We start from the raw sequence: 25,777 nt of genomic DNA, 5'->3' as shown, positions 1-25,777 counted from the left end.
ACCGGTGCCGCCTGATGAGGCTTTATCAATCAGCGTGATAATGCACTCGCTACCAAGCATTCCTTCGCGCTTTTCTTCAATTTTTTGATCAGGCGCTCCTGGCGCAGGGCTTCACTTTTGCTCGAGCAGGCTTCCGTGTAGACCAGTGCGACCGCGGGACTTGAAAGAAAAAACCGCGCGCCCTTACCGCTCTGGTGAGAGGCAAAGCGGCGCACCGGGTCGTTGCTGACCCCGCAATACAAGGAGCCATTGGCGGCGCGAACCAGATAGACAAACCAAGATCTGGGCTCAATGGAGTCAGACGAACTGTTCACAAGATGTTCTGGCAAACGGAAAGAGCCTCAATATTATCAGCGACTGGCCTGAAACGCCCGCAGCCCCTTGAGCGCCTGGGCCCGCACCGCGTTGCGCACCAGCGGCGTCCAGCCCAGCAACAGGCCTTTGGTGCCCAGGGCCTGACGGGACCAGCGCCACAGGTCGAAACGGTCATGGTGTTCGCAGATCTTGCCATCGCGAAACACGAAGCGCGCCTGGATGTCGTTGACCACGATGTTGCCGGTCTGGCTGAACAGATAAGTCGCCACCCAATGGGCACCGCCGGAGCGTTCGTCGCTGCGCACGTTATCGAACGTCAGGGAAAAATCCTTGGCCCGCGTGGTGAGCATGCGCCACATGTCGCCGGCGTCGCGCCCGCGCAACTCACCGAAGGCCGGGTCGCTGAACAGCACATCGTCGCTGTAGCAGGCGCTCATGGCCTCGGCATCCAGGCGCTGAAAGGCCTCGTAGAACCGAGTGATCAGGGCACTGTGGGCATCACGCATGGGACAGACTCCGAAAATCGCTTGAATAGACCTGCACGATAATCCGCCATCGCGGCGAAGACTATCGTCATTCGCCTTGCAAATGACATCAGCGAAGCTCAGTGACCCTTTCGCTGCTGACCTCGACATACAACGCCCTGCCCGCACCGAGGCCGGCAATGATTGCGCCCAGACCCAGCACCGCGAAGATCCAGCCGACTGCGTTCCAGCCACCGGTCCAGTCATGCACCAGGCCGACCGCGAGGGGGCCCAGCGATGCCAGGGTGTAACCGACCCCCTGGGCCATACTCGACAGATTGGCCGCGACATGCGAATCCCGCGAGCGCAGCACAATCAAGGTCAGCGCGAGGCTGAACGTGCCGCCCTGTCCCAGCCCCAGGAGAATCGCCCAGCCCCACAAGCCGTCCAGCGGTGCATACAGGCAGCCGAACAGGCCGCCAAGGGTCAACAGCATCACGATCACAATCGCCAGGCGCTGGTCCTTGCCGCGCGTGGCCAGCCAAGGTGCGGCAAGGGAGCTGGCGAGTTGCACCAGCACCGAACCGGACAACACCAGCCCCGCCTGGGTCGCCGTCAATCCACGGCCGATAAGGATCGACGGCAGCCAGCCGAAGACGATATAGGCCAGGGAGGATTGCAGGCCCATGTACAAGGTCACTTGCCAGGCCAGTCGATCCCGCAACAACCCGCGCACGCGATAGGCCACTTGATGCGCAGCGTGTCTGCGTCCGAGTTGCGGCAGCCAGCACAGGCTTGCCAGCAAGGCCGGCAGCATCCAGAACCCCAGGCCGATATTCCAGCTGTCACCGAAATAGTCGCTCAAGGGCACCGTAGAACCCGCTGCGAGCGCCGCGCCCAGGCACAGCGCCATGGTGTAGACGCCGGTCATGGTGCCGGCGTGTTGGGCGAAGTCACGCTTGACGATACCGGGTAGCAGTACGCCGATAATGCCGATACTGGCGCCGGCCAACAGGCTGCCGGCAAATAACCCGACTTCACCGAAAGAACTGCGCAGGATGATGCCGCAGGCTAAGGTCAGCAAGATCCCCAGCACCACCCGTTCGGCACCGAAGCGCCGGGCCAGGATCGGCGCCAGCGGCGCGAACAGGCCCAGGCACAGCACCGGCAACGTCGTCAGCAGACCCGCCCGGGCCGCCGAAAGACCGAGGCTGGCGGACACTTCACTGAGCAACGGCGCCATGCTCGACAGCGCCGGACGCAAGTTCAGCGCGACCAGGATCAAGCTCAGCAGCAACAGCCATGGGCGACTCACCGCCGGCGGGCTGCGCTGGACCTGATCGTCATCGACCTCGGCATCGATCAGCAACTCTTCAAGGGCACTTTGTACCTGGGGCGATGGTTTACGCAGCATGCGGTGCTCGGGTTCAAGGTTCATTGATCAACTGCCGACAAAGGCGCTTGGCGCGTTCCGGATCCTGCTGCTCCACGGCATCCAGCAGCGCGTCGTGCAGGTCGAACACGGCTTGGCGACGTGGTTGGACATTCAGGGTTTGACGCAATTGGGCAGCGACGATGCTCGAAAAATAATGGTACAGCTCGCTCAAGGCCGGATTATGCGCGGCATCCACCAGGCGTTGATGGAAAATCAGGTCGGCGCGGATATAGCTTTCCAACTCGCCATGAAAGCGCTGGGCGCTCTCGGCGAGGGCCTCGCGCAAGGTCTGCAAATCCTCTTCAGTACGGCGCAACGCGGCCAGGCCAATGGCTTCGACTTCGAGAATCTGTCGGGTCTCCTGGGCCTGCCCCAGGGAACATTGGGACATGGCTTTCATCGCCCCCAGCGGATCAGTCATCGAACGCAGGTAACTGCCGTCGCCCTGGCGAATCTCGATCAACCCGGAAAACGCCAGTACGCGCATGGCTTCGCGCACGGTGTTGCGGCTGATGCCCAGTTCGGCAGACAGTTCGGGCTCGGTGGGCAAACGCTCGCCCACCGCCCATTTGCCTTGGGTGATACGTTGGCGCAGTTGCTCGAGGGCCAAGTCGACCAGGGAGCGTTTGATAAGGGGGGCGATGTCGATCATGAACTTATTGCTTTCGTCCAATCATAGGATGAATTTGTCCGCAGCATATTCGGACTTGCCCATCAAGGCAACCGGTGGCGAGGGGGGCTTGTCTGAATGCCGTTCAATTAAGCAAATAGCGATGACTGTAGGAGCGAGATTGCTCGCGAAGAACTCATCGGCACCGCGTTTATCCAGGAAACACGCAGTATCGTTGACGTTTTTCGCGAGCAAGCTCGCTCCTACAAAAAACCTTCGTAGTTCAGCCTTGACTGAACAGTCTCCTCAGGCTGGGTTTATGCCGACATCACCTGTCGATCAATGCAGAATCTGGCTCAAGAACAGCTTGGTCCGATCATTCTGTGGGTTATCGAAGAAGTCATTCGGCGCCGCCTGTTCAACGATCTCGCCCTTGTCCATGAAGATCACACGGTTGGCCACGGTCCGCGCAAAACCCATTTCGTGGGTCACGCAGAGCATGGTCATGCCGTCTTCGGCGAGGCCGATCATGGTGTCGAGTACTTCCTTGACCATTTCCGGATCGAGGGCCGAGGTCGGTTCATCGAACAGCATGATTTTCGGCTTCATGCACAACGCCCGGGCAATCGCCACGCGCTGTTGCTGACCGCCGGACAGTTGCCCCGGATACTTGTGAGCCTGCTCCGGAATACGCACCCGCTCCAGATAGTGCATGGCGATTTCCTCGGCCTTGCGCTTGGGCATCTTGCGCACCCACATTGGCGCCAGCGTGCAGTTCTGCAGGATGGTCAGGTGCGGGAACAGATTGAAGTGCTGAAACACCATGCCGACTTCACGGCGGACCGTTTCGATCTGCTTGAGGTCGTTGGTCAGTTCCACGCCATCCACCACAATGCGCCCTTGCTGGTGTTCTTCCAGGCGGTTGAGGCAGCGGATGGTGGTGGACTTGCCGGAACCCGACGGGCCGCACAGCACGATACGCTCGCCCTGTTTGACGTCGAGGTTGATGTCTTTCAACACGTGGAACTGGCCGTACCACTTGTTCACGCCCTGCATCTGGATAATGCCTTCAGGGCTCACAGGCTGTTTGTTTGCTTCGCTCATCGATAGAACTCCTAACGCTTGTGGCCTGTGTCGAGCTTGCGTTCCAGATGCATGGAATAGCGCGACATACCAAAACAGAAAATCCAGAACACCAGGGCCGCGAATACATAGCCTTCAGTGGCCATGCCCAGCCATTTGGGGTCGGCGGCAGCTTGCTTGACGCTGTTGAGCAGGTCGAACAGGCCGATGATGATCACAAGGCTGGTGTCCTTGAACAGCGCGATGAAAGTGTTGACGATCCCCGGGATCACCATCTTCAAGGCTTGCGGCAAAATCACCAGGCCCATGCTGCGCCAGTAACCCAGGCCCATCGCCGCAGCGGCTTCGTACTGCCCTTTGGGGATCGCCTGCAAACCACCGCGCACCACTTCGGCCACATAGGCCGACTGGAACAGAATCACCCCGATCAGTGCCCGCAGCAGCTTGTCGAAGTTCATGCCTTCAGGCAGGAACAGCGGCAACATCACCGACGACATGAACAGCACCGTGATCAACGGCACACCGCGCCAGAACTCGATGAAGGTCACGCACACCACACGAATCGCCGGCATGTCCGAACGTCGACCCAATGCCAGCACGATACCCAACGGCAAGGCGCCGGCGATGCCGACGGTAGCGATCACCAGGGTCAGCATCAGGCCGCCCCAGCGACTGGTGGGGACATTGGTCATGCCGAAAATCCCGCCGTGCAGCAGGTAGAAGGCAATGATCGGGTACAGCACCAGGAACCCCAGGCCGTAGACGGCCTTGCGCGGGAAACGCGAGATGAACAGCGGCGCGGCGCCGATGACCGCCAACCACACGGTCAGGTCGACGCGCCAGCGCAGGTCCACCGGGTAGTAGCCGTACATGAACTGGCCGAAGCGCTGCTGGATGAACACCCGGCAGGCGCCCTCCTTGGTGCAGTCGGCCTGGGTGGTGCCGACCCAGTTGGCGTCAATGACCGCCCAACTGAGAATCGGCGGGATCACCAGGTAGATCAGGTAGAACGCGAACAGCGTCAGCAGGGTGTTAAGCCAGCTGGAGAACATGTTCGCGCGCATCCATGCCACCACGCCGATACTGCTGTTCGGCGGGGGCATGTCAGGTTTGAAAGTATGGGATGTCATGCGCGTTTCCTCACCGCTCGATCAGCGCAATGCGCTTGTTGTACCAGTTCATCAGCAGGGAAATGCTGATACTGATCGCCAGGTACACGCTCATGGTGATGGCAATGACTTCGATCGCCTGCCCGGTCTGGTTCAGCACCGTACCGGCAAACAACGAGACCATTTCCGGGTAACCGATGCCGGCTGCCAACGAAGAGTTTTTTGCCAGGTTCAGGTATTGGCTGGTGAGCGGAGGAATGATCACCCGCAGGGCTTGCGGGATGATCACCTTGCGCAGGGTCGGCCCGTTGCGCATGCCCAGCGAGTGGGCCGCTTCCGTTTGGCCGTGGCTGACCGACTTGATCCCGGAACGCACGATTTCAGCGATAAACGCCGCCGTGTACACCGTCAACGCCAGGGTCAAGGCCAGCAGCTCTGGAATCAGCACCCAGCCACCCACGAAGTTGAACCCCTTGAGCTCCGGCATTTCCCAGTGCACCGGCGCGCCGAACAGTAGCGCGCACAGCGCCGGGATCGCCAGGAACAGCGCCAGCCCGACCCAGAACTTGTGGAACGGCTGCCCGGTGGCCTCAAAGCGTTTGGTGGCCCAGCGGCTCATCAGTACGATCGCGACAATCGCCAGCACGACGCTGACCACGAACGGCCAGAACCCTTCGGTCACCAAGGCGCCAGGCATGTTCACGCCGCGGCTGCTGACAAAGAAGATGTCACCGACGTTATGCGCGCCGCGCGGCCCCGGCAGGGTCAGGAACACCGCGAAGTACCAGAACAAAATCTGTAGCAAGGGCGGGATGTTACGGAAAACCTCCACGTACACCGTTGCCAGTTTGGCGATGATCCAGTTCTTCGACAGACGCGCCACGCCGATAATGAAACCGAGAATGGTCGCCAGGATCACGCCGATAAAGGTCACCAACAGGGTGTTAAGCAAGCCGATGACAAAGACGCGGGCATAACTGTCCGCTTCGGTGTAGTCGATCAGGGTTTGGGCGATGCCGAAACCGGCACTGCGCTCCAGAAAGCTGAACCCGGAGGTAATGCCCCGGTGTTCAAGGTTGGTTTGCGTGTTATCGAACAGAAACCAGCCCAATGAGACGACCGCCACAATCGTGACGATCTGAAAGACCCAGGCACGCACGCGTGGATCGCTGAGGCTGAGCCTCTGCTTGGGTGCGCCGATTGAATTTTGCATGAAGTGCCCCGCAAGGAATGGAACAGAACATCACCCGGTGGTTGGCCCACCGGGTGATAGAACCATCAGCGCACTGGTGGTGCGTATTGAATGCCGCCGTTGGTCCACAACGCGTTCAGGCCGCGGTCGATTTCCAGCGGGGTGCTTTTGCCCAGGTTTTTCTCGAACACTTCACCGTAGTTGCCGACTTGCTTGACGATCTGCACGACCCAGTCTTTCGGCAGTTTCAGGTCTTTACCGTATTCACCGTCAGCGCCGAGCATACGGGCGACGTCCGGGTTCTTGGTGGACTTGGCTTGGGCTTCGACGTTCTTCGAGGTGATGCCGGCTTCTTCGGCGTTGAGCATGGCGTAGCCAGTCCAGCGCACGATTGCCAGCCATTCGTCGTCACCGTTACGCACGACCGGGCCCAGCGGCTCCTTGGAAATGGTTTCCGGCAGAACCACGTAGTCCTTCGGCGCGGCCAGCTTGCTGCGCTGGGCGAACAGTTGGGACTTGTCGGAGGTCAGTACGTCGCAACGGCCGGACTCCAGCGACTTGGCGCTTTCATCGGAGGTATCGAACGTAATCGGGGTGTACTTCAGGCCGTTGCCGCGGAAGTAGTCGGACACGTTCAGCTCGGTGGTGGTACCGGCCTGGATGCAGATGGTTGCACCGTCCAGTTCCTTGGCGCTCTTGACGCCCAGCTTGTTGTTTACCAGGAAGCCGATGCCGTCGTAGTAAGTAATGAAGCCCGGGAATTTCAGGCCCATGCCCGCGTCACGGGAGCTGGTCATGGTGGTGTTGCGCGACAGGATGTCGATTTCGCCGGACTGCAGCGCGGTGAAACGCTCCTTGGCGTTCAGTTGACTGAATTTGACTTTGGTCGCGTCGCCGAATACCGCGGCGGCTACGGCACGGCAGAAGTCAGCATCGATGCCGAGGATCTTGCCGGTGGCGTCCGGTACCGAGAAACCCGGCAAACCGTCACTCACACCACATTGCACAAAACCTTTCTTCTGTACGGCGTCCAGGGTTGCGCCCGCCTGGGCGAAACTGCTGACACCCAGTGCCGCGGCCGCGCAAACGATGGCCAGGGTGGATTTCAATACCTTCATTCAAACCTCCAGTTGCTCTTGTTGTGTCGGAGCTTGAGCCGTGCCGCACCCTTATGAGGCGAAATTGACCTGTGTTGGCTTTTTTTGAGGTCAATCGGCATGAAGCTGTCGCTGTAAGTCCAATTGCTATCCCACAAGCGGCAGTCACTGCTAGTGTTACCGCCCGGGTTCAGCGATGACATCAGGGTTCTTATAGCAAGCGCCGTACCAGACTGGCGGCTGAGTCGATTCAGTCAGAGGTCAATAGAAAAAGTTTCAACCTTGCGACATCTTGTTAACAGATAACCCCGTCGCGCACCGACCCGACGCACTTCATCGGAGCACACGCACATTTATGGAGCAGACATGACCCAGCCCTTGATTCTTCAGCCCTCCAAGCCCGCAGATGCCTGCGTTATCTGGTTGCATGGCCTGGGTGCCGATCGCTACGACTTCCTGCCAGTCGCCGAAGCGCTGCAGGAAACGTTGTTGTCCACCCGCTTTGTTTTGCCCCAGGCGCCGACCCGCCCGGTGACGATTAATGGCGGCTACGAGATGCCCAGCTGGTACGACATCAAGGCCATGAGCCCGGCGCGCTCCATCAGCCTGGAAGAGTTGGAAGTGTCGGCAAAAAACCTCACCGATTTAATCGACCAGCAAAAAAGCAGCGGAATAGACGCCTCGCGCATTTTTCTCGCGGGTTTCTCCCAAGGTGGCGCCGTGGTCTTGCACACAGCGTTTCTGAACTGGCAGGGCCCGTTGGGTGGCGTGATCGCCCTCTCCACTTACGCGCCGACCTTCGACGACGAGCTTGAGTTATCCGCCAGTCAGCAGCGGATTCCGACCCTGTGCCTGCACGGCCAATACGATGAAGTGGTGCACAACGCCATGGGGCGTAGCGCTTATGAGCATTTGAAGACCCGTGGTGTCACCGTGACATGGCAGGAATACCCAATGGGTCACGAAGTGTTACCCCAGGAGATACGCGATATCGGCACCTGGTTGAGCGCTCGCCTGGACTGAAAAACACTGTTTGTGTAGCCGTATGACAGACGCACTACGCCGCGCCCGATTCTTGCATTACACTGGCCGGCGTATATTCCTTAACCAATTGATGAGATGACCGTGCTCAAAGCACTCAAGAAGATGTTCGGTAAAAGCGAGGCTGAGCCGCTCGCCCCTGTTGCCAGCGTACCCGTCCAAGCTTCCGGTAGCCGCCACGAGGCTAAACAGCCTGGCCGCACCGCTGCCGTTGCTTCGCCAAAAAAGCCGCCAACCCCACCCTCGGTTCCAGCGACCAACGCCGCGCCTGAAAAAGCCCGCCGCGAGCGTGCGCCCAAGCCGGTGGTGAAGCCGTGGAAACTGGAAGACTTCGTGGTCGAACCCCAGGAAGGCAAAACCCGCTTTCATGATTTCAAGCTCGCCCCGGAACTGATGCACGCGATTCAGGACCTGGGTTTCCCGTACTGCACGCCGATCCAGGCCCAAGTGCTGGGCTTTACCCTGGCGGGCAAAGACGCCATCGGCCGCGCCCAGACTGGCACCGGCAAGACGGCTGCGTTCCTGATTTCGATCATCACCCAACTGCTGCAAACCCCGCCGCCCAAAGAGCGCTACATGGGCGAGCCACGGGCGCTGATCATCGCCCCGACCCGGGAACTGGTCGTACAGATCGCCAAGGACGCCGCCGACCTGACCAAATACACCGGCCTCAACGTCATGACCTTCGTCGGCGGTATGGACTTCGATAAACAGCTCAAGCACCTGGAAGCGCGCCACTGCGACATCCTGGTCGCCACGCCGGGCCGTTTGCTGGACTTCAACCAGCGCGGCGACGTGCACCTGGACATGGTCGAAGTGATGGTGCTCGACGAAGCCGACCGCATGCTCGACATGGGCTTCATCCCGCAAGTGCGCCAGATCATTCGCCAGACCCCGCCGAAAAACGAACGCCAGACGTTGCTGTTCTCCGCGACCTTCACTGAAGACGTGATGAACCTCGCCAAACAGTGGACCACCGACCCCTCTATCGTCGAGATCGAGGCGCTGAACGTCGCCAGCGAAAACGTCGAACAGCATATCTATGCCGTGGCCGGCGCCGACAAATACAAACTGCTCTACAACCTGGTCAACGATAACGGCTGGGAGCGGGTGATGGTGTTTGCCAACCGCAAGGATGAAGTGCGGCGCATCGAAGAGCGCCTGGTGCGCGATGGCGTCAACGCTGCGCAGTTGTCCGGCGACGTGCCACAGCACAAGCGCATCAAGACGCTGGAAGGCTTTCGCGAAGGCAAGATCCGGGTACTAGTGGCCACCGACGTGGCGGGCCGCGGGATTCATATCGACGGCATCAGCCACGTGATCAACTTCACCCTGCCGGAAGTGCCGGACGACTACGTACACCGTATCGGCCGTACGAGTCGTGCCGGGGCGGCGGGCGTGTCCATCAGCTTTGCCGGTGAGGACGATTCGTATCAGTTGCCCTCGATCGAAACGCTGCTGGGTCGCAAGATCAGTTGCGAAACACCGCCAACGCACCTGTTGCGTGCGGTTGAGCGCAAACGCCCATAATCAGCCCGTAGCAGCTGTCGAGCCTTGGCGAGGCTCGACAGCTGCTAAGCAATACCGCGTCAGAGATGGGTCGAAACAAGGGAGATGTTCAAGGAGGCAGGGATGAACCAGGTCGACTACATCATCATCGGTGGGGGCATCGCCGGTGCATCCGCCGGTTACTGGCTGTCGCAGCACGCCCGCGTGATCGTGCTGGAACGTGAGTCGATGCTGGGTTATCACTCAACCGGCCGTTCGGCCGCGCTGTACATCGCGGCCTATGGCACTCCGCAAGTCCGCGCCCTGACGCTGGGCAGCCGCGCCTTCTTTGATCATCCTCCCGCAGAATTTGCAGAACATCCGTTACTGACGCCCCGCGCCGAACTGCTGGTGGATTTTATCGGTGACCCTGACGAACTGCAGCGCCAATACCTGAGCGCCAAGGCGCTGGTCGCGCAAACCCGCTTGCTCGACGTCGAGCAAGCCATGGCCATGATGCCGATCCTGCGCCGTGAAAAAGTGCATGGCGCCCTCTACGATCCAACGGTCTGCGATATCGATACGGATGCGCTGTATCAAGGTTATCTGCGCGGCATCCGGCGCAACGGCGGCGTCATCTATACCGACCACGACGTCCAGAAGCTGAGCCGTGACCCGCAGGGCCAATGGCAGGTGCGCACCTCGCAGCAGCGCTTTTGTGCGCCGGTGATTATCAATGCGGCGGGCGCCTGGGCCGATCACATCGCAGAACTGGCCGGCGCCCAAAAAATCGGCTTGCAGCCCAAGCGCCGCAGCGCGTTTGTCTTCGCCCCGCCCGACGGACTGGATATACACGCCTGGCCGGAACTGGCCGCCCTCGACGGCTCGTTCTACATGAAGCCCGACGCCGGCATGTTCCTCGGCTCACCGGCCAATGCCGATCCGGTTGCGCCCCACGATGTGCAGCCTGAAGAACTGGATATCGCCATGGGCATCTTCCAGATAGAGGAAGCCACCACCCTGACCATCCGCCGCCCAACGCGGACGTGGGCGGGGTTGCGCAGCTTTGTCCACGATGGCGATTTGGTGTGTGGGTTTGATCCGCAGGTGGAAGGCTTGTTCTGGATTGCCGCGCAAGGTGGTTACGGGATTCAGACGTCACCGGCCATGGGCCAGGCGAGCGCGGCGTTAGTGCGCGGTGAACCGTTACCCAATACATTGGCCGGGTTTGGATTGACTGAAGCATTGCTGTCACCCAAACGCCTTCTCCAACCCCACATTTGAATCTCGGTTGATTCCAAAACTGCTATCAGGCGTGCTATTTCCAGCGATCCGCTGCTGCATGGTCGCTGTCCCGGCCGTCAACCCAGCGCGGCCCTTCGGCTGTCTGTTCCTTCTTCCAGAACGGCGCGCGCGTCTTCAAGTAGTCCATGACAAATGCGCAGGCATCAAACGCTGCCTGGCGGTGGGCGCTGGCAGCGGCCACGAACACGATGGGCTCGCCCGGCTCAAGGGCGCCGATGCGGTGCAGCACTTCCAGCTTGAGCAGCGGCCAGCGTTGCCCGGCCTCCACAGCAATCTTGCCGAGGGCCTTCTCGGTCATGCCCGGGTAGTGTTCCAGGAACATTCCCGCCACCTCGCGGCCCTCATTGAAATCACGCACATAACCGACAAAGCTCACGACCGCGCCCACACCGACGTTGGCAGCGTGCATGGCGTTGACTTCAGCGCCGGGGTCGAAGGGTTGGGCCTGCACACGGATGGCCATGCTCAACCTCCAGTCACGGGAGGAAAAAAGGCCACTTCATCGCCGTCGACCAGCGGCTCGTCAAGCGCGCACAGCTCTTCGTTACGGGCGCACATCAAGCCGCTCTCGTTGAGCACCGCAAACGCGGGATCCTTCAGCAAGTCCTGGCGCAAAGCGTCGATTGTGGCGAACTCGCCCTCGACCTCCAGCGAGTCCAAATCCAGCGCTTCCCGGTAACGGGCAAAAAACAACACCTGAATACTCATTGCGCATCCGCCTTGAAATGCCCGCTCTTGCCGCCGAGTTTTTCCAGCAGGCGAATGCATTCGATGGTCATGCCTCGATCTACCGCCTTGCACATGTCGTAGATAGTCAACGCGGCAACGCTGGCGGCGGTCAGCGCTTCCATCTCCACACCGGTCTGTCCGGAGAGTTTGCAGCGGGCAACGATATGCACCGCATCATGGCCTTCGGCGCTGAGTTCGACCTTGACGCCGGTCAACATCAGCGGGTGGCAGAGCGGGATCAAGTCACTGGTCTTTTTCGCCGCCTGGATCCCGGCGATCCGTGCCACGGCAAACACATCGCCCTTGGGATGGGCGCCGTCGACAATCATTTGCAGGGTCTCGGGCAGCATGCGCACCCGCGCTTCGGCCACGGCTTCACGGAACGTCACGGACTTTTCGGTGACGTCGACCATGTGGGCGCGACCTTGGGAATCGAGATGAGTCAGCACAGGGATACTCCTGATCAGGAGCAGGGATTGTAAACCTAACGCACAATAAATGTGGGAGGGAGCAAGCCCCCTCCCACATTGACCGCATTTACAAGTGAGATTCTGCGTATTCGGCCAGAATCGAACGTGGGACGCCCTGCAGGGCGATGTGCACGCCGTTGGGGAAGTCCTTGAAGCGTTCCGTCAGGTAAGTCAGCCCGGAGCTGGTCGCGGACAGGTAAGGGGTGTCGATCTGTGCCAGGTTGCCCAGGCACACCACTTTGGAACCGGCGCCGGCACGGGTGATGATGGTTTTTATCTGGTGCGGCGTGAGGTTCTGACATTCATCGATCAGAATCAGGCTCTGCTGGAAGCTACGACCTCGAATGTAGTTGAGGGATTTGAACTGCAACGGCACTTTGCTGAGGATGTAATCGACGCTGCCATGGGTGTTTTCGTCATCCATGTGCAAGGCTTCGAGGTTGTCGGTAATCGCCCCCAGCCACGGCTCCATTTTCTCCGCCTCGGTGCCCGGCAGGAAGCCGATTTCCTGGTCCAGGCCCTGCACGCTGCGGGTGGCGATGATGCGCCGATAACGCTTGGTGACCATGGTCTGCTCGATGGCGGCGGCCAAGGCGAGGATGGTTTTCCCCGAACCGGCAGCGCCGGTCAGGTTGACCAGGTGGATATCCGGATCGAGCAACGCGTACAACGCCAGGCTCTGGTAGATATCACGCGGTTTCAGGCCTCAGGCCTCCTGGTGCAACAGGGGTTCCTGATGCAGGTCGAGGATCAGTAGCTTGTCGACCTGGATTTCTTTGATCCAGCCGACAAAGCCCTGTTCGTCGACAATGAATTCGTTGATATGCACGGCTGGCAGATTGTCGGTCAGTTGCACCTGATGCCAGGTGCGACCGTGATCCTGGCGGGTCTCGACCTTGCTGACACGGTCCCAGAACGACCCGGTCATCATGTGATAACCACGGGACAGCATCGACACATCGTCGACCAACTGATCGGTACTGTAGTCCTCGGCGGCGATCCCACACGCCCGCGCCTTGAGGCGCATGTTGATGTCTTTGGTCACCAGCACCAGGCGCAGCTCCTTGTCACGCGCGTGCAGGTCGATCAATTGGTTGATGATTTTGTTGTCGTTGAGGTTTTCCGGAAGCAGGCTGTTGGGCTCGCTGCGCTTACTCATCAGAATCGACAGCAACCCCTTGGGCTCGCCTTTGCCACGCTGGATCGGTACACCGATCTCGACATCTTCAGGCGAGGCCTCGCCCAGGGTCTTGTCGATCAGGCGGATGGCTTGGCGGCATTCGGCGGCAACGCTGTGGTGCCCGCTCTTGAGCTTGTCGAGTTCCTCGAGCACGATCATCGGGATGGCGACGTGGTGTTCTTCGAAATTGAGCAGCGCGTTTGGGTCGTGGATCAATACGTTGGTATCAAGCACATAAAGGATTGGCTGGTTGGAAGAAGTGTTACGTCCATGATCATCCATACTCGGTCACCTTTGTGGGAGCCAGTCGACGCAATACCACGACAGTGCTGCGCCTCGATTCGACCGCCGAACACACCACGGAGGGAGTCCTGGAAGACGCCACCTGTGTTGCAGGTTTCGGCGATCTGACTTCGTAATACCGCAAAACCCATGACAGGAAAAAGCACTTTGACGCTTTTTTGAAGTTTATTTTTCAGGATGACGAATAGCACTAGGCGCGGGGGCATGACCCCGTTAAAGTCGGAAGTCCGCCTGTATCAAATTTCAACGCATTTTCGCCCCGGAAAAGCCTCAGCCCCAACAGGGCCGGGCCTCCAGTCATTTCAGCGAAACGCTTGCCGGCAATCCTGCCAGCCCAGCCCACTTTGCGCTGTCGCGTGCAACAACCAGAGTAGCGCCGCCTGGGCTGTGTCCTGCGAGTCGTGAAACAGGATCACCCCGCGCCGCCACAGCAGCATCAAGGTCAGCACCCGATTGGCCGACTCCTGCGCCTTGAGCAACCCCGGCTCATCCTGCGAATCGATATCCCATAACGCCACCTGCAACCCCTGCGACTGGAAAAAACCCTGGCTGTCAGAACGCCGCTGGCCGTAGGGCGGGCGGAACAACGGCAGGTAGTTTTCGGGCAACAGGTTCTGGGTCAGCGACGCGCTGCGGGTAATCGACGACTGCCAGTCGACCCAATGGCTGTGGGAGCGATACTGCCACCCCTGAATACCGACGCATTGCCCTTGATACAACGCCTGCACGTCCGTCGAGGGGTTCTTCTCGACCCGCGTCTGCAGGCTGTTGCCCAAGACGAAGAAGATCGCGTTCATCTTTTGCTTGCGCAGGTAGTCGGTGAGCCAATCGGTAGGGCCACCGCTCGCGGTCGGGCCGCTGTCGAAAGTCAGGAGGAACATACGGTCATTGAGTTCATCACCGTTGCGCTCGTGCTCGCCGAAACGGGCGACCTCGCTGCTGATCTGCGGGAACAGCGCGGCCTTGCGCAGTAATTCGTCCAGGTAGCGTTCATGGAAATCACGGCTGGGGCCGGCCCAGCCTATATAGAAAGAATTGTCGCTGACTTCGAACTTGCCGGCTTGTTCACGCAGGTCCTCGAGGTTTTCCACCAGGTAGCAGAATGAGGCGTCTTGCTCGCAGCTTTGCTGAGCGAAATTGTAGTTTTCCAGCAAGCGTTTCCACAGTTGCCGGCGCAGTTCGGCGATAGCGGCCTGGTTGATGATTTTCAGGCCCAGCCGCTGCTTGAGGGTGGACTCGTCGAGGGTTTCGGTGGTCAGCAACGCGTGGGCGAACATCAGGATTTCCGCGCGGGAAGCGACGTCGAACAGTGCGGGACTGGTGAATTGTTCGGGCCAGGTAGTGCGGTCCAGGCTGGCTACGTTCAGCGGGGCGGCCTGGGTGGCCAGGCTGAACAGGCAGGCGGATAACAGGAGTGCGATGCGCACGGGGTGGTCTCCATCGTCAGGGGCGCCGGGGACTATAGCTGATTGGGTCGGGAGGATGGGGCCGGGCGAATAGCGCCTATCACCATCATAGGTGGAGTCAAACCGCCCAACCCCCTAGAATCGCGCCCACGCTACACGCCATGATTCCAGGAGACAACTTCATGCTGATGGTGATTTCCCCCGCCAAAACCCTCGATTTTGAGACCCCGCCGGCCACCGCACGTTTCACCCAGCCGCAATACCTCGATCACTCCCAGGAACTGATCGAACAACTGCGCGAGCTGACTCCGGCGCAAATCAGCCAACTGATGCATGTTTCCGACAAGATTGGCGGCCTCAACGCCGCGCGTTTTGGCAGCTGGACACCTGCATTCACGCCGGCCAACGCCAAACAGGCGCTGCTGGCCTTCAAGGGCGACGTCTACACGGGCCTGAATGCCCAGACCTTCACCGACGCCGACTTCAGCTACGCCCAACAACACCTGCGGATGCTCTCGGGCCTGTATGGCTTGCTGCGCCCGTTGGACCTGATGATGCCGTATCGCCTGGAGATGGGCACCAGATTGGCGAATGCCCGTGGCAAGGACCTGTACGCCTTCTGGGGCAGCCGTATCAGCGAATGGTTGAACGAAGCGCTCGCCGAACAAGGCGACGACGTACTGCTTAACCTGGCCTCCAACGAGTACTTTTCGGCCGTCAAGCGACCGAGCCTGAAGGCGCGGATCATCAACACCGAGTTCAAGGACCTGAAAAACGGCCAGTACAAGATCATCAGCTTCTACGCCAAGAAAGCCCGGGGCATGATGAGCCGGTTTGTGATTGAAGAACGCATCAATGATCCGGCCCAGCTCACACAGTTCAATGTGCAGGGCTATCGCTTCAATGCCGAGCAGTCCAAGCCGGATAATCTGGTGTTCCTGCGCGATCACGCACCGCAATAAAGCGCCGCCTTTCCTGTCGACGCTGCCCCAGTGCAAGTGTCGAGTCGTGGTTATCCTGGACCTCCCGTAGCAGCTGTCGAGCGCCAGCGAGGCTGCGTCGGGAGCGACTCGGATTTACCCCCGACGCCGTGCAAATCGTCAGCAATTTGACGCCAAAAATAATTATTCAGATTTGACGACTATTCCTTCACTGGACATTCGTCAGTTTTTTCATAGTGGCACCATTTTTTTCAAACAGTAGTGGCACAAAACTATAACTCCCGCTGAACCCCCTATAACTACACGTTAAAATAACAAGTGCTATCAATATAGCACTAGTGCCATCTAGCCTAATATTTCAAGAATTTTCTGAAAACAGGATGAGCGGCTAGGAACTATGTCCCCAGGTGCCGCTCATACCACCCGTAACGATTATCTCTGTGTTCGTACGAGATGACTTACACGGTGACCACCGGTCAGTAACTAAGTTGCCATATCAACTTTTACTCCGCGGTCAAAACATCAGCGTTTAGTTGAGGGCAGGCGATAACAGTTTATTGCTATCTCCTATAAGGCCAAGGCTGAGCCCCCCCCTAAATGGGTCAGTGATTTAATTCAAGCAATTGATTTTCATGATTTTTTAGTGAATTCAAAGTCCTTGCAACACTGGCGCCAGGTTCTTCCCTCCAGGAAGGCCGGCTGCATTTCAGGGCAGGCCCCAATAATAAGGCCACGTTGCGCACAACTTGAGTGCATTAGTTAGTCACTCGACTTTAAGTATGCCTGCACAGGGTAGATCGGCGTTTATTCGCTGAACTTTCCGGTGCCTGAGTGACGCTTTAAAACATGAACTCCGCCTTCTAATGGCATGATTTAATACAGAGGTAAATGCGATGCGCATCAGCATATTTGGTTTGGGTTACGTTGGCGCAGTCTGTGCCGGTTGCTTGTCTGCACGGGGCCACGACGTGGTCGGCGTGGACATCTCCAAGGAAAAAATCGACCTGATCAATGCGGGTAAATCCCCCATCGTTGAACCGGGCCTGGGTGAGCTGTTGAGCCAGGGTATTCAGACCGGCCGACTGCGCGGCACCACCAACTTCGCCGAAGCGATTCGTGACACCGACCTGTCGATGATTTGCGTCGGCACGCCGAGCAAGAAGAACGGCGACCTGGAACTCAACTACATCGAATCGGTGTGTCGCGAGATTGGTTTTGTGTTGCGCGACAAGGCCACTCGCCACACCATCGTGGTGCGCAGCACCGTATTGCCCGGCACCGTGGCCAATGTGGTCATCCCGATTCTCGAAGACTGCTCCGGCAAGAAAGCCGGTGTCGATTTCGGCGTCGCGGTCAACCCCGAATTCCTGCGCGAAAGCACCGCCATCGCCGACTATGATTTGCCACCGATGACCGTTATCGGCGAGTTCGACAGCGCTTCCGGCGATGTACTGCAATCGCTGTACGAAGAGCTCGACGCGCCAATCATCCGCAAGGACATCGCCGTCGCCGAGATGATCAAGTACACCTGCAACGTCTGGCACGCTACCAAAGTGACGTTCGCCAACGAGATCGGCAACATTGCCAAGGCTGTCGGCGTCGACGGTCGTGAAGTGATGGACGTGGTATGCCAGGACAAGACCCTCAACCTGTCCCAGTACTACATGCGCCCAGGTTTTGCCTTCGGGGGTTCCTGCCTGCCCAAGGACGTGCGTGCCCTGACTTACCGCGCCGGTTCCCTGGACGTCGAAGCCCCACTGCTGAACTCGCTGATGCGCAGTAACGAGTCCCAGGTGCAAAACGCCTTCGATATCGTTTCCAGCCACGACAAACGCAAAGTCGCCCTGCTGGGCCTGAGTTTCAAGGCCGGTACCGATGACCTGCGCGAAAGCCCGCTGGTGGAGTTGGCGGAAATGCTGATCGGCAAGGGCTTCGACCTGAGCATCTACGACAGCAACGTCGAATACGCTCGTGTCCACGGCGCAAACAAGGATTACATCGAAGGGAAAATCCCCCACGTGTCGTCCCTGCTCAATTCGGACTTCGACGCCGTGATCAATCACTCCGACGTGATCATTCTCGGCAACCGCGACGAGAAGTTCCGTGCCCTGGCGCAAAACGCACCGCACGGCAAGCAAGTGATCGACCTGGTGGGCTTCATGACCAAGGCCACCAACGTCAACGGCCGTACCGAAGGTATTTGCTGGTAACGCAAGAGCAGCGGCAAGTTTCAAGCTGCAAGCGGCAAGTTAGAAGCGCTTATCTTGCCGCTTGAAGCTTGCAACTTGCAGCCCCTCTCCACTGCGATGGATGCAAATATGCAAAGGCTAAACCAAGCGACTGGCTGGCTACTGTTTCTGGGGCTTTTGATGTGCCTTGCCCTGATGTTGCCGGCGAGTACATTCGACTCCGAATCGAAGCATTTCATTTTCCTGATTGGCGCCGTCGGCATCTGGCGCTACTCGATGGGTGCCATCCATTTTGTGCGCGGCATGCTGTTCCTGTACGTGGTTTACCCGCACCTGCGGCGCAAAGTGCGCAAGCTGGGCAAGACAGCCGACCCGTCTCATGTGTTCCTGATGGTCACCAGCTTCCGTATCGACGCGCTGACCACCGCCCAGGTCTACAGCTCGGTGATTCGCGAGGCGATCGAATGTGGTTTCCCCACCACCGTGGTCTGCTCGCTGGTGGAAATGTCCGATGAGCTGCTGGTCAAGAGCCTCTGGGAAAAGCTCAACCCTCCAGATCACGTGAAGCTGGACTTTGTGCGCATCGCCGGCACCGGCAAGCGCGACGGCCTGGCCTTCGGTTTCCGTGCCATCTCGCGCCACTTGCCGGACGACCGCGCCGTCGTGGCGGTGATCGATGGCGACACCGTGCTCGCCGAAGGCGTGGTGCGCAAGACCGTGCCGTGGTTCCAACTGTTCGGTAATGTCGGCGGGCTGACAACCAACGAGTTCTGCGAAGTGCGCGGTGGCTACATCATGAGCGAATGGCACAAACTGCGCTTCGCCCAACGCCACATCAACATGTGCTCCATGGCCCTGTCCAAGCGCGTATTGACCATGACCGGACGCATGTCGGTGTTCCGCGCCAGTGTGGTCACCGACCCCGGCTTTATCGCCGACGTGGAAAGCGACTCGCTGCAGCACTGGCGCCTGGGCCGTTTCAAGTTCCTCACCGGGGATGACAAGTCCAGTTGGTTCAGCCTGATGCGGCTGGGCTACGACACGTTCTACGTGCCGGACGCGGCGATCCACACCGTCGAACACCCACCGGAAAAGAGCTTTATCAAAGCCAGCCGCAAGCTGATGTTCCGCTGGTACGGCAACAACCTGCGCCAGAACTCCCGAGCCCTGGGCCTGGGCGTCAAACGCCTCGGCGCCTTCACCAGCGTGGTGCTGTTCGATCAGCGCGTGTCGATGTGGACGTCGCTGCTGGGCCTGACGGTCGCGATCATCGCCACCTTCAAATACGGCGGTGCGTTCATCCTCGTCTACCTGCTGTGGATCGGCATCACACGCTTGATTCTGACCCTGTTGCTGTCGTGTTCCGGCCACACGATCGGCCCGGCCTACCCGATGATTCTCTATTACAACCAGATCATGGGCGCGCTGGTGAAAATCTACGTGTTCTTCCGTCTTGATCAACAGTCCTGGACCCGCCAGGACACCAAACTGACCCGCGATTTGGCCAGCTTTCAACGTTGGTTCAACACCTGGTCGTCTCGGACCATGACCTTCTCCGCCGGCAGCATTTTTGTCGCCGTGTTGCTGATGATGGTCTGACCCTGCCAAGCCTGAATTAACTGAGGAATTACACCGCCATGAATAGCCCAATGAACCCTCCTGTAAACGCCAACGTCGTCCACGAATCCGAAGCCCAGCGCCAACACGCCCGGGTCAAGATCCCAGCCAGACTGCGCTTCTTCGGCGCCGACCGCACGCCCATGGAAGTCCGGGTCATCGACCTGTCCGCTGGCGGCCTGGCCTTTAACGCTGCCCAGCAACCGCTGAAGGTCGGCGATGTGCATAAGGCTCGGTTGCAGTTTGTGATCGACAACCTGGGCCTGGCCATGGACGTCGAGTTGATGGTGCGCTCCCACGACCGCCAGACCGGCCGTACCGGTTGCCAGTTCCAGAACCTCGACGCCCAGGACATCTCCACCCTGCGCCACCTGATCACCTCGCACCTGTCCGGCGACATCGTGACCATGGGCGACGTGCTGGCGACGCTGCAGCGGGATAACTTCACCAAGGCGCGCAAGGTCAAGGACGGCGGCAGCGGCATGAGCGTGTTCGGTCGCCTGCGCGCAGTGACGTTCAGCCTGGCGATCTTCCTGGTAGGCCTGGCGGCGTTCGGTTTCATCTTCAAATCAGTGTATGGCATGTACTTCGTCAGTCACGCCCAAGCCGGCCTGGTGAGCGTACCCGGAATGAACGTGACCATGCCCCGCGACGGCACGGTGCAAAGCCTGATCAAAGACAACGGCGTCGCGGCCAAGGGCGCGCCGCTGGCGACCTTCAGCACCAGCATGCTCGACGTGCTCAAGGGCCATCTGGACGAGGATCAGTTGCAGCCGGCCAAGGTTGAAGAGTTGTTCGGCAAGCAAATGACCGGCACCCTGACTTCGCCCTGCGATTGCGTCGTGGCGCAGCAACTGGTGGCTGACGGTCAATACGCCAGCAAAGGCGACGTGATCTTCCAACTGGTGCCACGCGGCAGCCAGGCCAATGTCGAGGCACGCTTCACCTATCGCCAGTTTGCCGATGTCCGTCCGGGTACTGCCGTGAGCTTCCAGGTAGCGGATGAAGATCAGGTACGCACCGGCACCATCGTCAGCAGCACCAGCCTCAACAGCGCTGACCTGTCCTCCGACATCCGCGTGCAGATCAAGCCCGATGCACCGCTGGATAGCGTTTACGCCGGGCGCCCGGTGGAAGTCACCAGCGACCGTGGCCCGTCCCTGAACTGGCTGATCGATAAAGCCATGGCTGCAGGTCTGTAACCATGGAAAATCTAAAATCACCACAATCCCTGTGGGAGCCCGATTCTGTAGGAGCCGGGCTTGCCCGCGATTGCATCGACTCGGTACCTCAGCCAAACCGAGTCGCCCGCATCGCAGGCAAGCCAGCGCCCACAAAGGCCCGCTCCCACATCAGACCTGTAGCGTTGCTGGCCCTTGCGGTCAGCCTGGCCGGTTGCGCCGGCCTGCCTGATCAACGCCTGGCCAATGAAGCGCTCAAGCGTGGCGACACCGCCACCGCCGCGCAGAACTACCAGCAATTGGCGGAGCTGGGTTACAGCGAAGCCCAGGTCGGCATGGCAGACATCCAGGTCGGCAGCCGCGACCCGGCGCAGATCAAGCAGGCCGAAGCCACCTACCGCGCGGCCGCCGATATCTCGCCCCGCGCCCAGGCACGCCTGGGTCGCCTGCTGGTGGCCAAGCCCGGCGCCACCGAAGCCGAACACCATGAAGCCGAAAACCTGTTGAAAAAGGCTTTTGCCAATGGCCAAGGCAACACCCTGATCCCGCTGGCAATGCTGTATCTGCAATACCCGCATAATTTCCCGAGCATCAACGCCCAGCAGCAGATCGACACCTGGCGCAACGCCGGTTATCCGGAAGCGGGCCTGGCGCAAGTGCTGCTGTACCGCACCCAGGGCACCTACGATCAACACCTGGATGACGTCGAGAAAATCTGCAAGGCGGCGCTGAACAGCACTGATATCTGCTACGTCGAGCTGGCCACCGTCTACCAGAAACGCCAGCAGCCGGAGCAGCAAGCCGAGCTGCTCAAGCAACTGGACGCCGGCTACAGCCGTGGCACCGTCACCGCACAGCGGGTGGACAGTGTGGCCCGTGTGCTGGCCGACGCGAACGTGGGCACACCTGACGAAAAAACCGCCCAGGCGCTGCTGGAAAAAATTGCTCCCGGCTACCCGGCCGCCTGGGTCAGCCTCGCGCAGTTGCTCTACGACTTCCCCGAAATGGGCGACGTCGACCAGATGATGAAGTACCTGGACAACGGCCGCGCCGCCGACCAACCGCGCGCCGAACTGTTGCTCGGCAAGCTCTACTACGAAGGCAAGTGGGTCCCGGCCGATGCCAAGGCCGCCGAGGCGCACTTCCAGAAGGCCCAGGGCCAGGAAGTGGCCGCCGATTACTACCTCGGCCAGATCTACCGCCGTGGCTACCTGGGCCAGGTCTACTCGCAGAAGGCACTCGATCATTTGCTGACCGCCGCACGCAACGGCCAGAACAGCGCCGACTTCGCCATCGCCCAGCTGTTTTCCCAAGGCAAGGGCACCAAGCCCGACCCACTGAATGCCTATGTGTTCAGTCAATTGGCGAAAACCCAAAACACACCACAAGCCAATGAACTGGCCGCGCAGTTGGAAGCACAATTGCCGCCGGCCCAGCGCGCCGAAGGCCAGCGCCTGCTGCAACAGGAACTCGCGGCCCGTGGTGCCTTGACGCAAAACACGCAGCAACTGCACGCCCTGCAAGAAGAAGGCGAGGACTCCCTATGAAACTCAATCCATTCGTCAAGGCCGGTATCGGCCTGACCTTCGCCCTGCTGTGGTCGTGCCCGACCCTGGCGGCATTGACTGAAGACCAGAACTTCGGCCTGGACGTGAAAATTACCGGCCAGTCCGAAGACGACCGCGACCTCGGCACCCAAGATGACGGCGACGTCAACGGTATCGGCCTGGACGTACGCCCCTGGATCTACGGTGAGCGCGGTAACTGGAGCGCCTTCGCCATGGGCCAGGCCGTGACGTCCAGCGACATCATCGAGACCGACACCCTGCAACAGTCGGATGGCGACAGCACGGAACAATCGAGCAATGACGACCGCAAGACCAAGAAAAACTACCTGGCCCTGCGTGAGTTCTGGGTCGGCTACAGCGGTTTCACGCCCTACCCCGGCGAGGTCCTCAAGTTCGGCCGCCAGCGCCTGCGCAACGACGATGGTCAATGGCGCGACACCAATATCGAAGCGCTGAACTGGACCTTCGACACCACATTGCTCAAGGCCAATATCGGCGCCGCCGAGCGTTTCAGCGAATACCGCACCGACCTCAAGGAGCTGTCCCCCGAGGACAAGGATCGCCAGCACTTCTACGCCGATGCGGCCTACCAGTGGACACCCGGTCATTGGGTTGGCCTGCGCGCCCATCACTCCCACGACAATGGCAAGCTCGACTACCCGCAACCGGGTGTGGCCGCCGATTCGCTGGACAAGCGCGAAAATGGCGATCTGACCTGGCTCGGCATCGAAGCCAACAGTGATGCCTATAACTGGCGCAACACCAACACGCTCAACTACTGGGCGAGCGTCACCGGCATGCAGGGCGAGCGCAGTAATGTCAACGCGCTGAACGCCGACGGCTCCCGCCCCACCAATGCCAAGCGCAACACCGATGTCGACGGCTGGGCCACCGACCTCGGGGTACGCCTGCGCCTTGATCCGCAGTGGCAAGTGGGTGCGGCCTATGCCCGTGCCAGCGCGGACTATGAGCAGAACGGCCTGCAAAGCAACCGTTCGAACTTCACCGGCACACGCTCACGCCTCCACCGTTTCGGCGAGGCATTTCGTGGCGAGATGAACAACCTGCAGTCCATGAGTCTGTTCGGTTCATGGCAACTGAACCACGAGTACGACGCCAGCCTGGTGTATCACAAGTTCTGGCGTGTCGACGGCAACAAGCCCGTCGGCAGCAACGGCATCGATGCGATCGAAAACACCACAGACCCGACCGGCGCGATCCTGTCCAGCACCTCCCTGCCCCTTGAAGACGGCAAGAAGGACCTCGGTCAGGAAATGGATCTGGTGGTGACCAAGTACTTCAAGAACGGCCTGCTACCCGCCGCCCTCAGCCAGTCGATTGACGAGCCTTCGGCCCTGGTGCGTTTGCGTGGTGGTGTGTTCAAACCGGGCGATGCCTACGGCAAGCAAGTCGACTCGTACATGCACCGCGCCTTTGTCGACGTGATCTGGCGCTTCTGATGGGAGCCTGCGCAATGAATTCTCCAGCCCTCAAAGGCTCGGTCAGCCTGCTGGTCGCAGCGATGCTGCTCGCCAGCACTTCGGCCATGGCCAATGTTGAGCCAGCAGTCAAAGCGCCGATCACCGCCAAAGAGCTGCAACACGCCAAGACCTACACCATCACCAGCCCGCCCACCGCGCCGCTGGAGATGGCCAAGCCGGCGCTGCCGGACTTGTCGGGTTATACCGCCGAGGCCGCCGCGGCAAAAATTGTCCGCAGCAAGCCCGGCAAGGTCAGCGTGCGCCGGATGATGCAGGAGTCTGCCCTCAAGGACTTTATCGGTGGCGACAACAAAATGGCCGAATGGGTGGTGCGCCAACATGGCATTCCCCAAGCGATTTTTATCGACGACGGCTACCTGAACCTCAAGGATCTGGCCAAGAAAGTGCCCAAGCAATACCTGAGCGAAACCTCGCCCGGCGTATTTCTGGCCAGGTTGCCGATCGTGGTCGGCGAGAAAGGCATCCTCGAAATCGACAAGCAGACCCAGGAACTGCGCCTGTCCCAGGAAGCCGGTTCGTTCCTGGTCAACGATGGCCAGTTGTTTGTGAGTGACACCAAAATCACGGGCTGGCGCGAGAAAAGCAATGGCCCGGCGACCTTCCGCTCACCGAAGGAATTCCGTCCGTTCCTGCTGGCCTGGGGCGGCACCGAGACCTATATCGTCAACAGCAAGATGGCCAGCTTCGGCTACGCCAACAGTAAATCCTACGGCGTGAGTATTTCCCAATACACGCCGAACATGGCCAAGGTGCTGAAGCGTGCGGAGCCCACCGGCTGGATTATCGACTCCGAATTCTCGGACATGTGGTACGGCTTCTACTGCTACGAGACCGAAGGTTTTGTGATCAAGGGCAGCACCTACAAGGACAACATCGTCTACGGCATCGACCCCCATGACCGCTCCCACGGCCTGATCATCGCCGACAACACCGTCTACGGGACGAAGAAGAAGCACGGCATCATCATTTCCCGGGAAGTGAACGACAGCTTCATCTTCAACAACCGCAGCTACGACAACAAGCTTTCGGGCCTGGTGATCGACCGTAACAGCGTGAACAACCTGATCGCCGACAACGAGATCTACCGCAACCATACCGACGGCATCACGCTCTATGAGAGCGGCGACAACCTGCTGTGGGGCAACAAGGTGATCAGCAACCGGCGCCACGGTATCCGCGTGCGTAACAGCGTGAATATTCGCCTGTACGAAAACATCGCCATGTCCAACGGACTGACCGGCGTCTACGGCCACATCAAGGACTTGACCAACACCGACCGCGACATCGCCCTGGACCCCTTCGATGCCCAGGTGTCGCTGATCGTGGTCGGCGGCGAACTGGCCGCCAATGGCAGCGGACCGCTGTCCATCGACTCGCCGCTGAGCATCGAGCTGTACCGCGTATCCATGCTCGCCCCAACCAAATCCAGCGGCATCAGCTTTTCGGGGATTCTCGGCGAACGCCAGGATGAAATTCTCGACCTGCTGGTGCGCCAGCAGAAAGCCGTGCTGATCGACCCTGTCGAACGCCAGACCCAATTGCAGGACTGAGG

At 59.7% G+C, this 25,777-nt stretch carries 23 protein-coding genes and 1 pseudogene; 10 read left to right on the top strand and 14 right to left on the bottom strand.

What is annotated here, in order from left to right; translation table 11 throughout:
* Positions 1-29: 29 nt before the first annotated feature.
* The 9 genes from BLU75_RS01295 to BLU75_RS01255 form a co-directional block, all read right to left on the bottom strand.
* Positions 30-329, bottom strand: coding sequence for a GIY-YIG nuclease family protein (locus tag BLU75_RS01295; protein ID WP_231982602.1), 300 nt, complete (start codon positions 327-329; stop codon positions 30-32).
* 21 nt (positions 330-350) lie between these two features.
* Entirely contained in the window at positions 351-821 is a 471-nt protein-coding gene (locus BLU75_RS01290; RefSeq protein WP_084376194.1) for a nuclear transport factor 2 family protein, read from the bottom strand.
* Between the two features lie 88 nt (positions 822-909).
* Entirely contained in the window at positions 910-2,217 is a 1,308-nt protein-coding gene (locus BLU75_RS01285) for a CynX/NimT family MFS transporter (protein WP_084376195.1), read from the bottom strand.
* Positions 2,207-2,866, bottom strand: coding sequence for a FadR/GntR family transcriptional regulator (locus BLU75_RS01280; RefSeq protein ID WP_084376196.1), 660 nt, complete (start codon positions 2,864-2,866; stop codon positions 2,207-2,209). The genes BLU75_RS01285 and BLU75_RS01280 overlap by 11 nt, the downstream gene beginning before the upstream one ends.
* Positions 2,867-2,887: 21 nt before the next feature.
* The gene (locus tag BLU75_RS01275; protein WP_084376197.1) at positions 2,888-3,079 is read right to left on the bottom strand and encodes a hypothetical protein; all 192 of its coding nucleotides are present in this window, start codon (positions 3,077-3,079) and stop codon (positions 2,888-2,890) included.
* A gap of 84 nt (positions 3,080-3,163) precedes the next feature.
* Positions 3,164-3,928, bottom strand: coding sequence for an amino acid ABC transporter ATP-binding protein (locus BLU75_RS01270; protein ID WP_084376198.1), 765 nt, complete (start codon positions 3,926-3,928; stop codon positions 3,164-3,166).
* A gap of 11 nt (positions 3,929-3,939) precedes the next feature.
* Positions 3,940-5,037, bottom strand: coding sequence for an amino acid ABC transporter permease (locus tag BLU75_RS01265; RefSeq protein ID WP_090221351.1), 1,098 nt, complete (start codon positions 5,035-5,037; stop codon positions 3,940-3,942).
* A 10-nt stretch (positions 5,038-5,047) separates the two neighbouring features.
* Positions 5,048-6,229 (bottom strand): amino acid ABC transporter permease, encoded by a 1,182-nt coding sequence (locus tag BLU75_RS01260; RefSeq protein ID WP_084376200.1) that lies wholly within the window; start codon positions 6,227-6,229, stop codon positions 5,048-5,050.
* A 65-nt stretch (positions 6,230-6,294) separates the two neighbouring features.
* Positions 6,295-7,326 carry an amino acid ABC transporter substrate-binding protein gene (locus tag BLU75_RS01255; protein WP_084376201.1) on the bottom strand — a complete coding sequence of 344 codons (1,032 nt, stop codon included), beginning with the start codon at positions 7,324-7,326 and terminating at the stop codon, positions 6,295-6,297.
* A 345-nt stretch (positions 7,327-7,671) separates the two neighbouring features.
* Between BLU75_RS01255 and BLU75_RS01250 the strand changes: the two genes are divergently transcribed.
* The 3 genes from BLU75_RS01250 to BLU75_RS01240 all read left to right on the top strand — a co-directional run bounded on the left by BLU75_RS01250 (position 7,672) and on the right by BLU75_RS01240 (position 11,118).
* Entirely contained in the window at positions 7,672-8,328 is a 657-nt protein-coding gene (locus tag BLU75_RS01250; RefSeq protein WP_084376202.1) for an alpha/beta hydrolase, read from the top strand.
* A gap of 96 nt (positions 8,329-8,424) precedes the next feature.
* Positions 8,425-9,876: an ATP-dependent RNA helicase RhlB gene (gene rhlB, locus BLU75_RS01245; RefSeq protein ID WP_084376203.1), complete on the top strand. Its 1,452-nt coding sequence runs from the start codon at positions 8,425-8,427 to the stop codon at positions 9,874-9,876.
* 102 nt (positions 9,877-9,978) lie between these two features.
* Positions 9,979-11,118 carry an NAD(P)/FAD-dependent oxidoreductase gene (locus BLU75_RS01240; protein ID WP_084376204.1) on the top strand — a complete coding sequence of 380 codons (1,140 nt, stop codon included), beginning with the start codon at positions 9,979-9,981 and terminating at the stop codon, positions 11,116-11,118.
* Positions 11,119-11,152: 34 nt separating this feature from the next.
* Here BLU75_RS01240 and moaE read toward each other — a convergent pair whose 3' ends face one another.
* From moaE to BLU75_RS01215, 5 genes and pseudogenes are all read right to left on the bottom strand, one after another.
* Positions 11,153-11,602 (bottom strand): molybdopterin synthase catalytic subunit MoaE, encoded by a 450-nt coding sequence (gene moaE, locus BLU75_RS01235; RefSeq protein ID WP_084376205.1) that lies wholly within the window; start codon positions 11,600-11,602, stop codon positions 11,153-11,155.
* A 2-nt stretch (positions 11,603-11,604) separates the two neighbouring features.
* Positions 11,605-11,847 carry a molybdopterin converting factor subunit 1 gene (gene moaD, locus BLU75_RS01230; RefSeq protein WP_084376206.1) on the bottom strand — a complete coding sequence of 81 codons (243 nt, stop codon included), beginning with the start codon at positions 11,845-11,847 and terminating at the stop codon, positions 11,605-11,607.
* The gene (gene moaC / locus BLU75_RS01225) at positions 11,844-12,317 is read right to left on the bottom strand and encodes a cyclic pyranopterin monophosphate synthase MoaC (protein WP_084376207.1); all 474 of its coding nucleotides are present in this window, start codon (positions 12,315-12,317) and stop codon (positions 11,844-11,846) included. Before moaC ends, moaD begins: the two co-directional genes overlap by 4 nt.
* An 88-nt stretch (positions 12,318-12,405) precedes the next feature.
* Positions 12,406-13,800: pseudogene (locus BLU75_RS01220) on the bottom strand (PhoH family protein).
* A 323-nt stretch (positions 13,801-14,123) separates the two neighbouring features.
* Positions 14,124-15,248 carry a polysaccharide deacetylase family protein gene (locus BLU75_RS01215; protein WP_084376208.1) on the bottom strand — a complete coding sequence of 375 codons (1,125 nt, stop codon included), beginning with the start codon at positions 15,246-15,248 and terminating at the stop codon, positions 14,124-14,126.
* A gap of 161 nt (positions 15,249-15,409) precedes the next feature.
* On the opposite strand from BLU75_RS01215, the gene yaaA reads away from it, so the two are divergent.
* The 7 genes from yaaA (at position 15,410) to algG (ending at position 25,775) form a co-directional block, all read left to right on the top strand.
* Positions 15,410-16,189, top strand: coding sequence for a peroxide stress protein YaaA (gene yaaA, locus BLU75_RS01210; protein WP_084376209.1), 780 nt, complete (start codon positions 15,410-15,412; stop codon positions 16,187-16,189).
* A gap of 872 nt (positions 16,190-17,061) precedes the next feature.
* Positions 17,062-18,378, top strand: coding sequence for a nucleotide sugar dehydrogenase (locus BLU75_RS01205; RefSeq protein WP_084376210.1), 1,317 nt, complete (start codon positions 17,062-17,064; stop codon positions 18,376-18,378).
* Between the two features lie 108 nt (positions 18,379-18,486).
* On the top strand, positions 18,487-19,956 hold the full coding sequence (alg8, locus tag BLU75_RS01200) for a mannuronan synthase (RefSeq protein WP_084376211.1): 1,470 nt from the start codon (positions 18,487-18,489) through the stop codon (positions 19,954-19,956).
* Positions 19,957-20,006: 50 nt separating this feature from the next.
* Complete coding sequence (locus BLU75_RS01190; protein ID WP_084376213.1) at positions 20,007-21,176, top strand: alginate biosynthesis protein Alg44; 1,170 nt, start codon at positions 20,007-20,009, stop codon at positions 21,174-21,176.
* A gap of 149 nt (positions 21,177-21,325) precedes the next feature.
* Positions 21,326-22,702 carry an alginate biosynthesis TPR repeat lipoprotein AlgK gene (algK, locus tag BLU75_RS01185; protein WP_090221607.1) on the top strand — a complete coding sequence of 459 codons (1,377 nt, stop codon included), beginning with the start codon at positions 21,326-21,328 and terminating at the stop codon, positions 22,700-22,702.
* Positions 22,699-24,183 carry an alginate export family protein gene (locus tag BLU75_RS01180; RefSeq protein ID WP_090221349.1) on the top strand — a complete coding sequence of 495 codons (1,485 nt, stop codon included), beginning with the start codon at positions 22,699-22,701 and terminating at the stop codon, positions 24,181-24,183. Before algK ends, BLU75_RS01180 begins: the two co-directional genes overlap by 4 nt.
* A gap of 14 nt (positions 24,184-24,197) precedes the next feature.
* Complete coding sequence (algG, locus tag BLU75_RS01175) at positions 24,198-25,775, top strand: mannuronan 5-epimerase AlgG (RefSeq protein WP_373863628.1); 1,578 nt, start codon at positions 24,198-24,200, stop codon at positions 25,773-25,775.
* Positions 25,776-25,777: the final 2 nt, after the last annotated feature.

Origin of the sequence: Pseudomonas mucidolens (assembly GCF_900106045.1) — a bacterium.
In the GTDB taxonomy this organism is placed as follows: domain Bacteria; phylum Pseudomonadota; class Gammaproteobacteria; order Pseudomonadales; family Pseudomonadaceae; genus Aquipseudomonas; species Aquipseudomonas mucidolens.
This window is presented reverse-complemented; position numbering and strand designations above follow the sequence as displayed.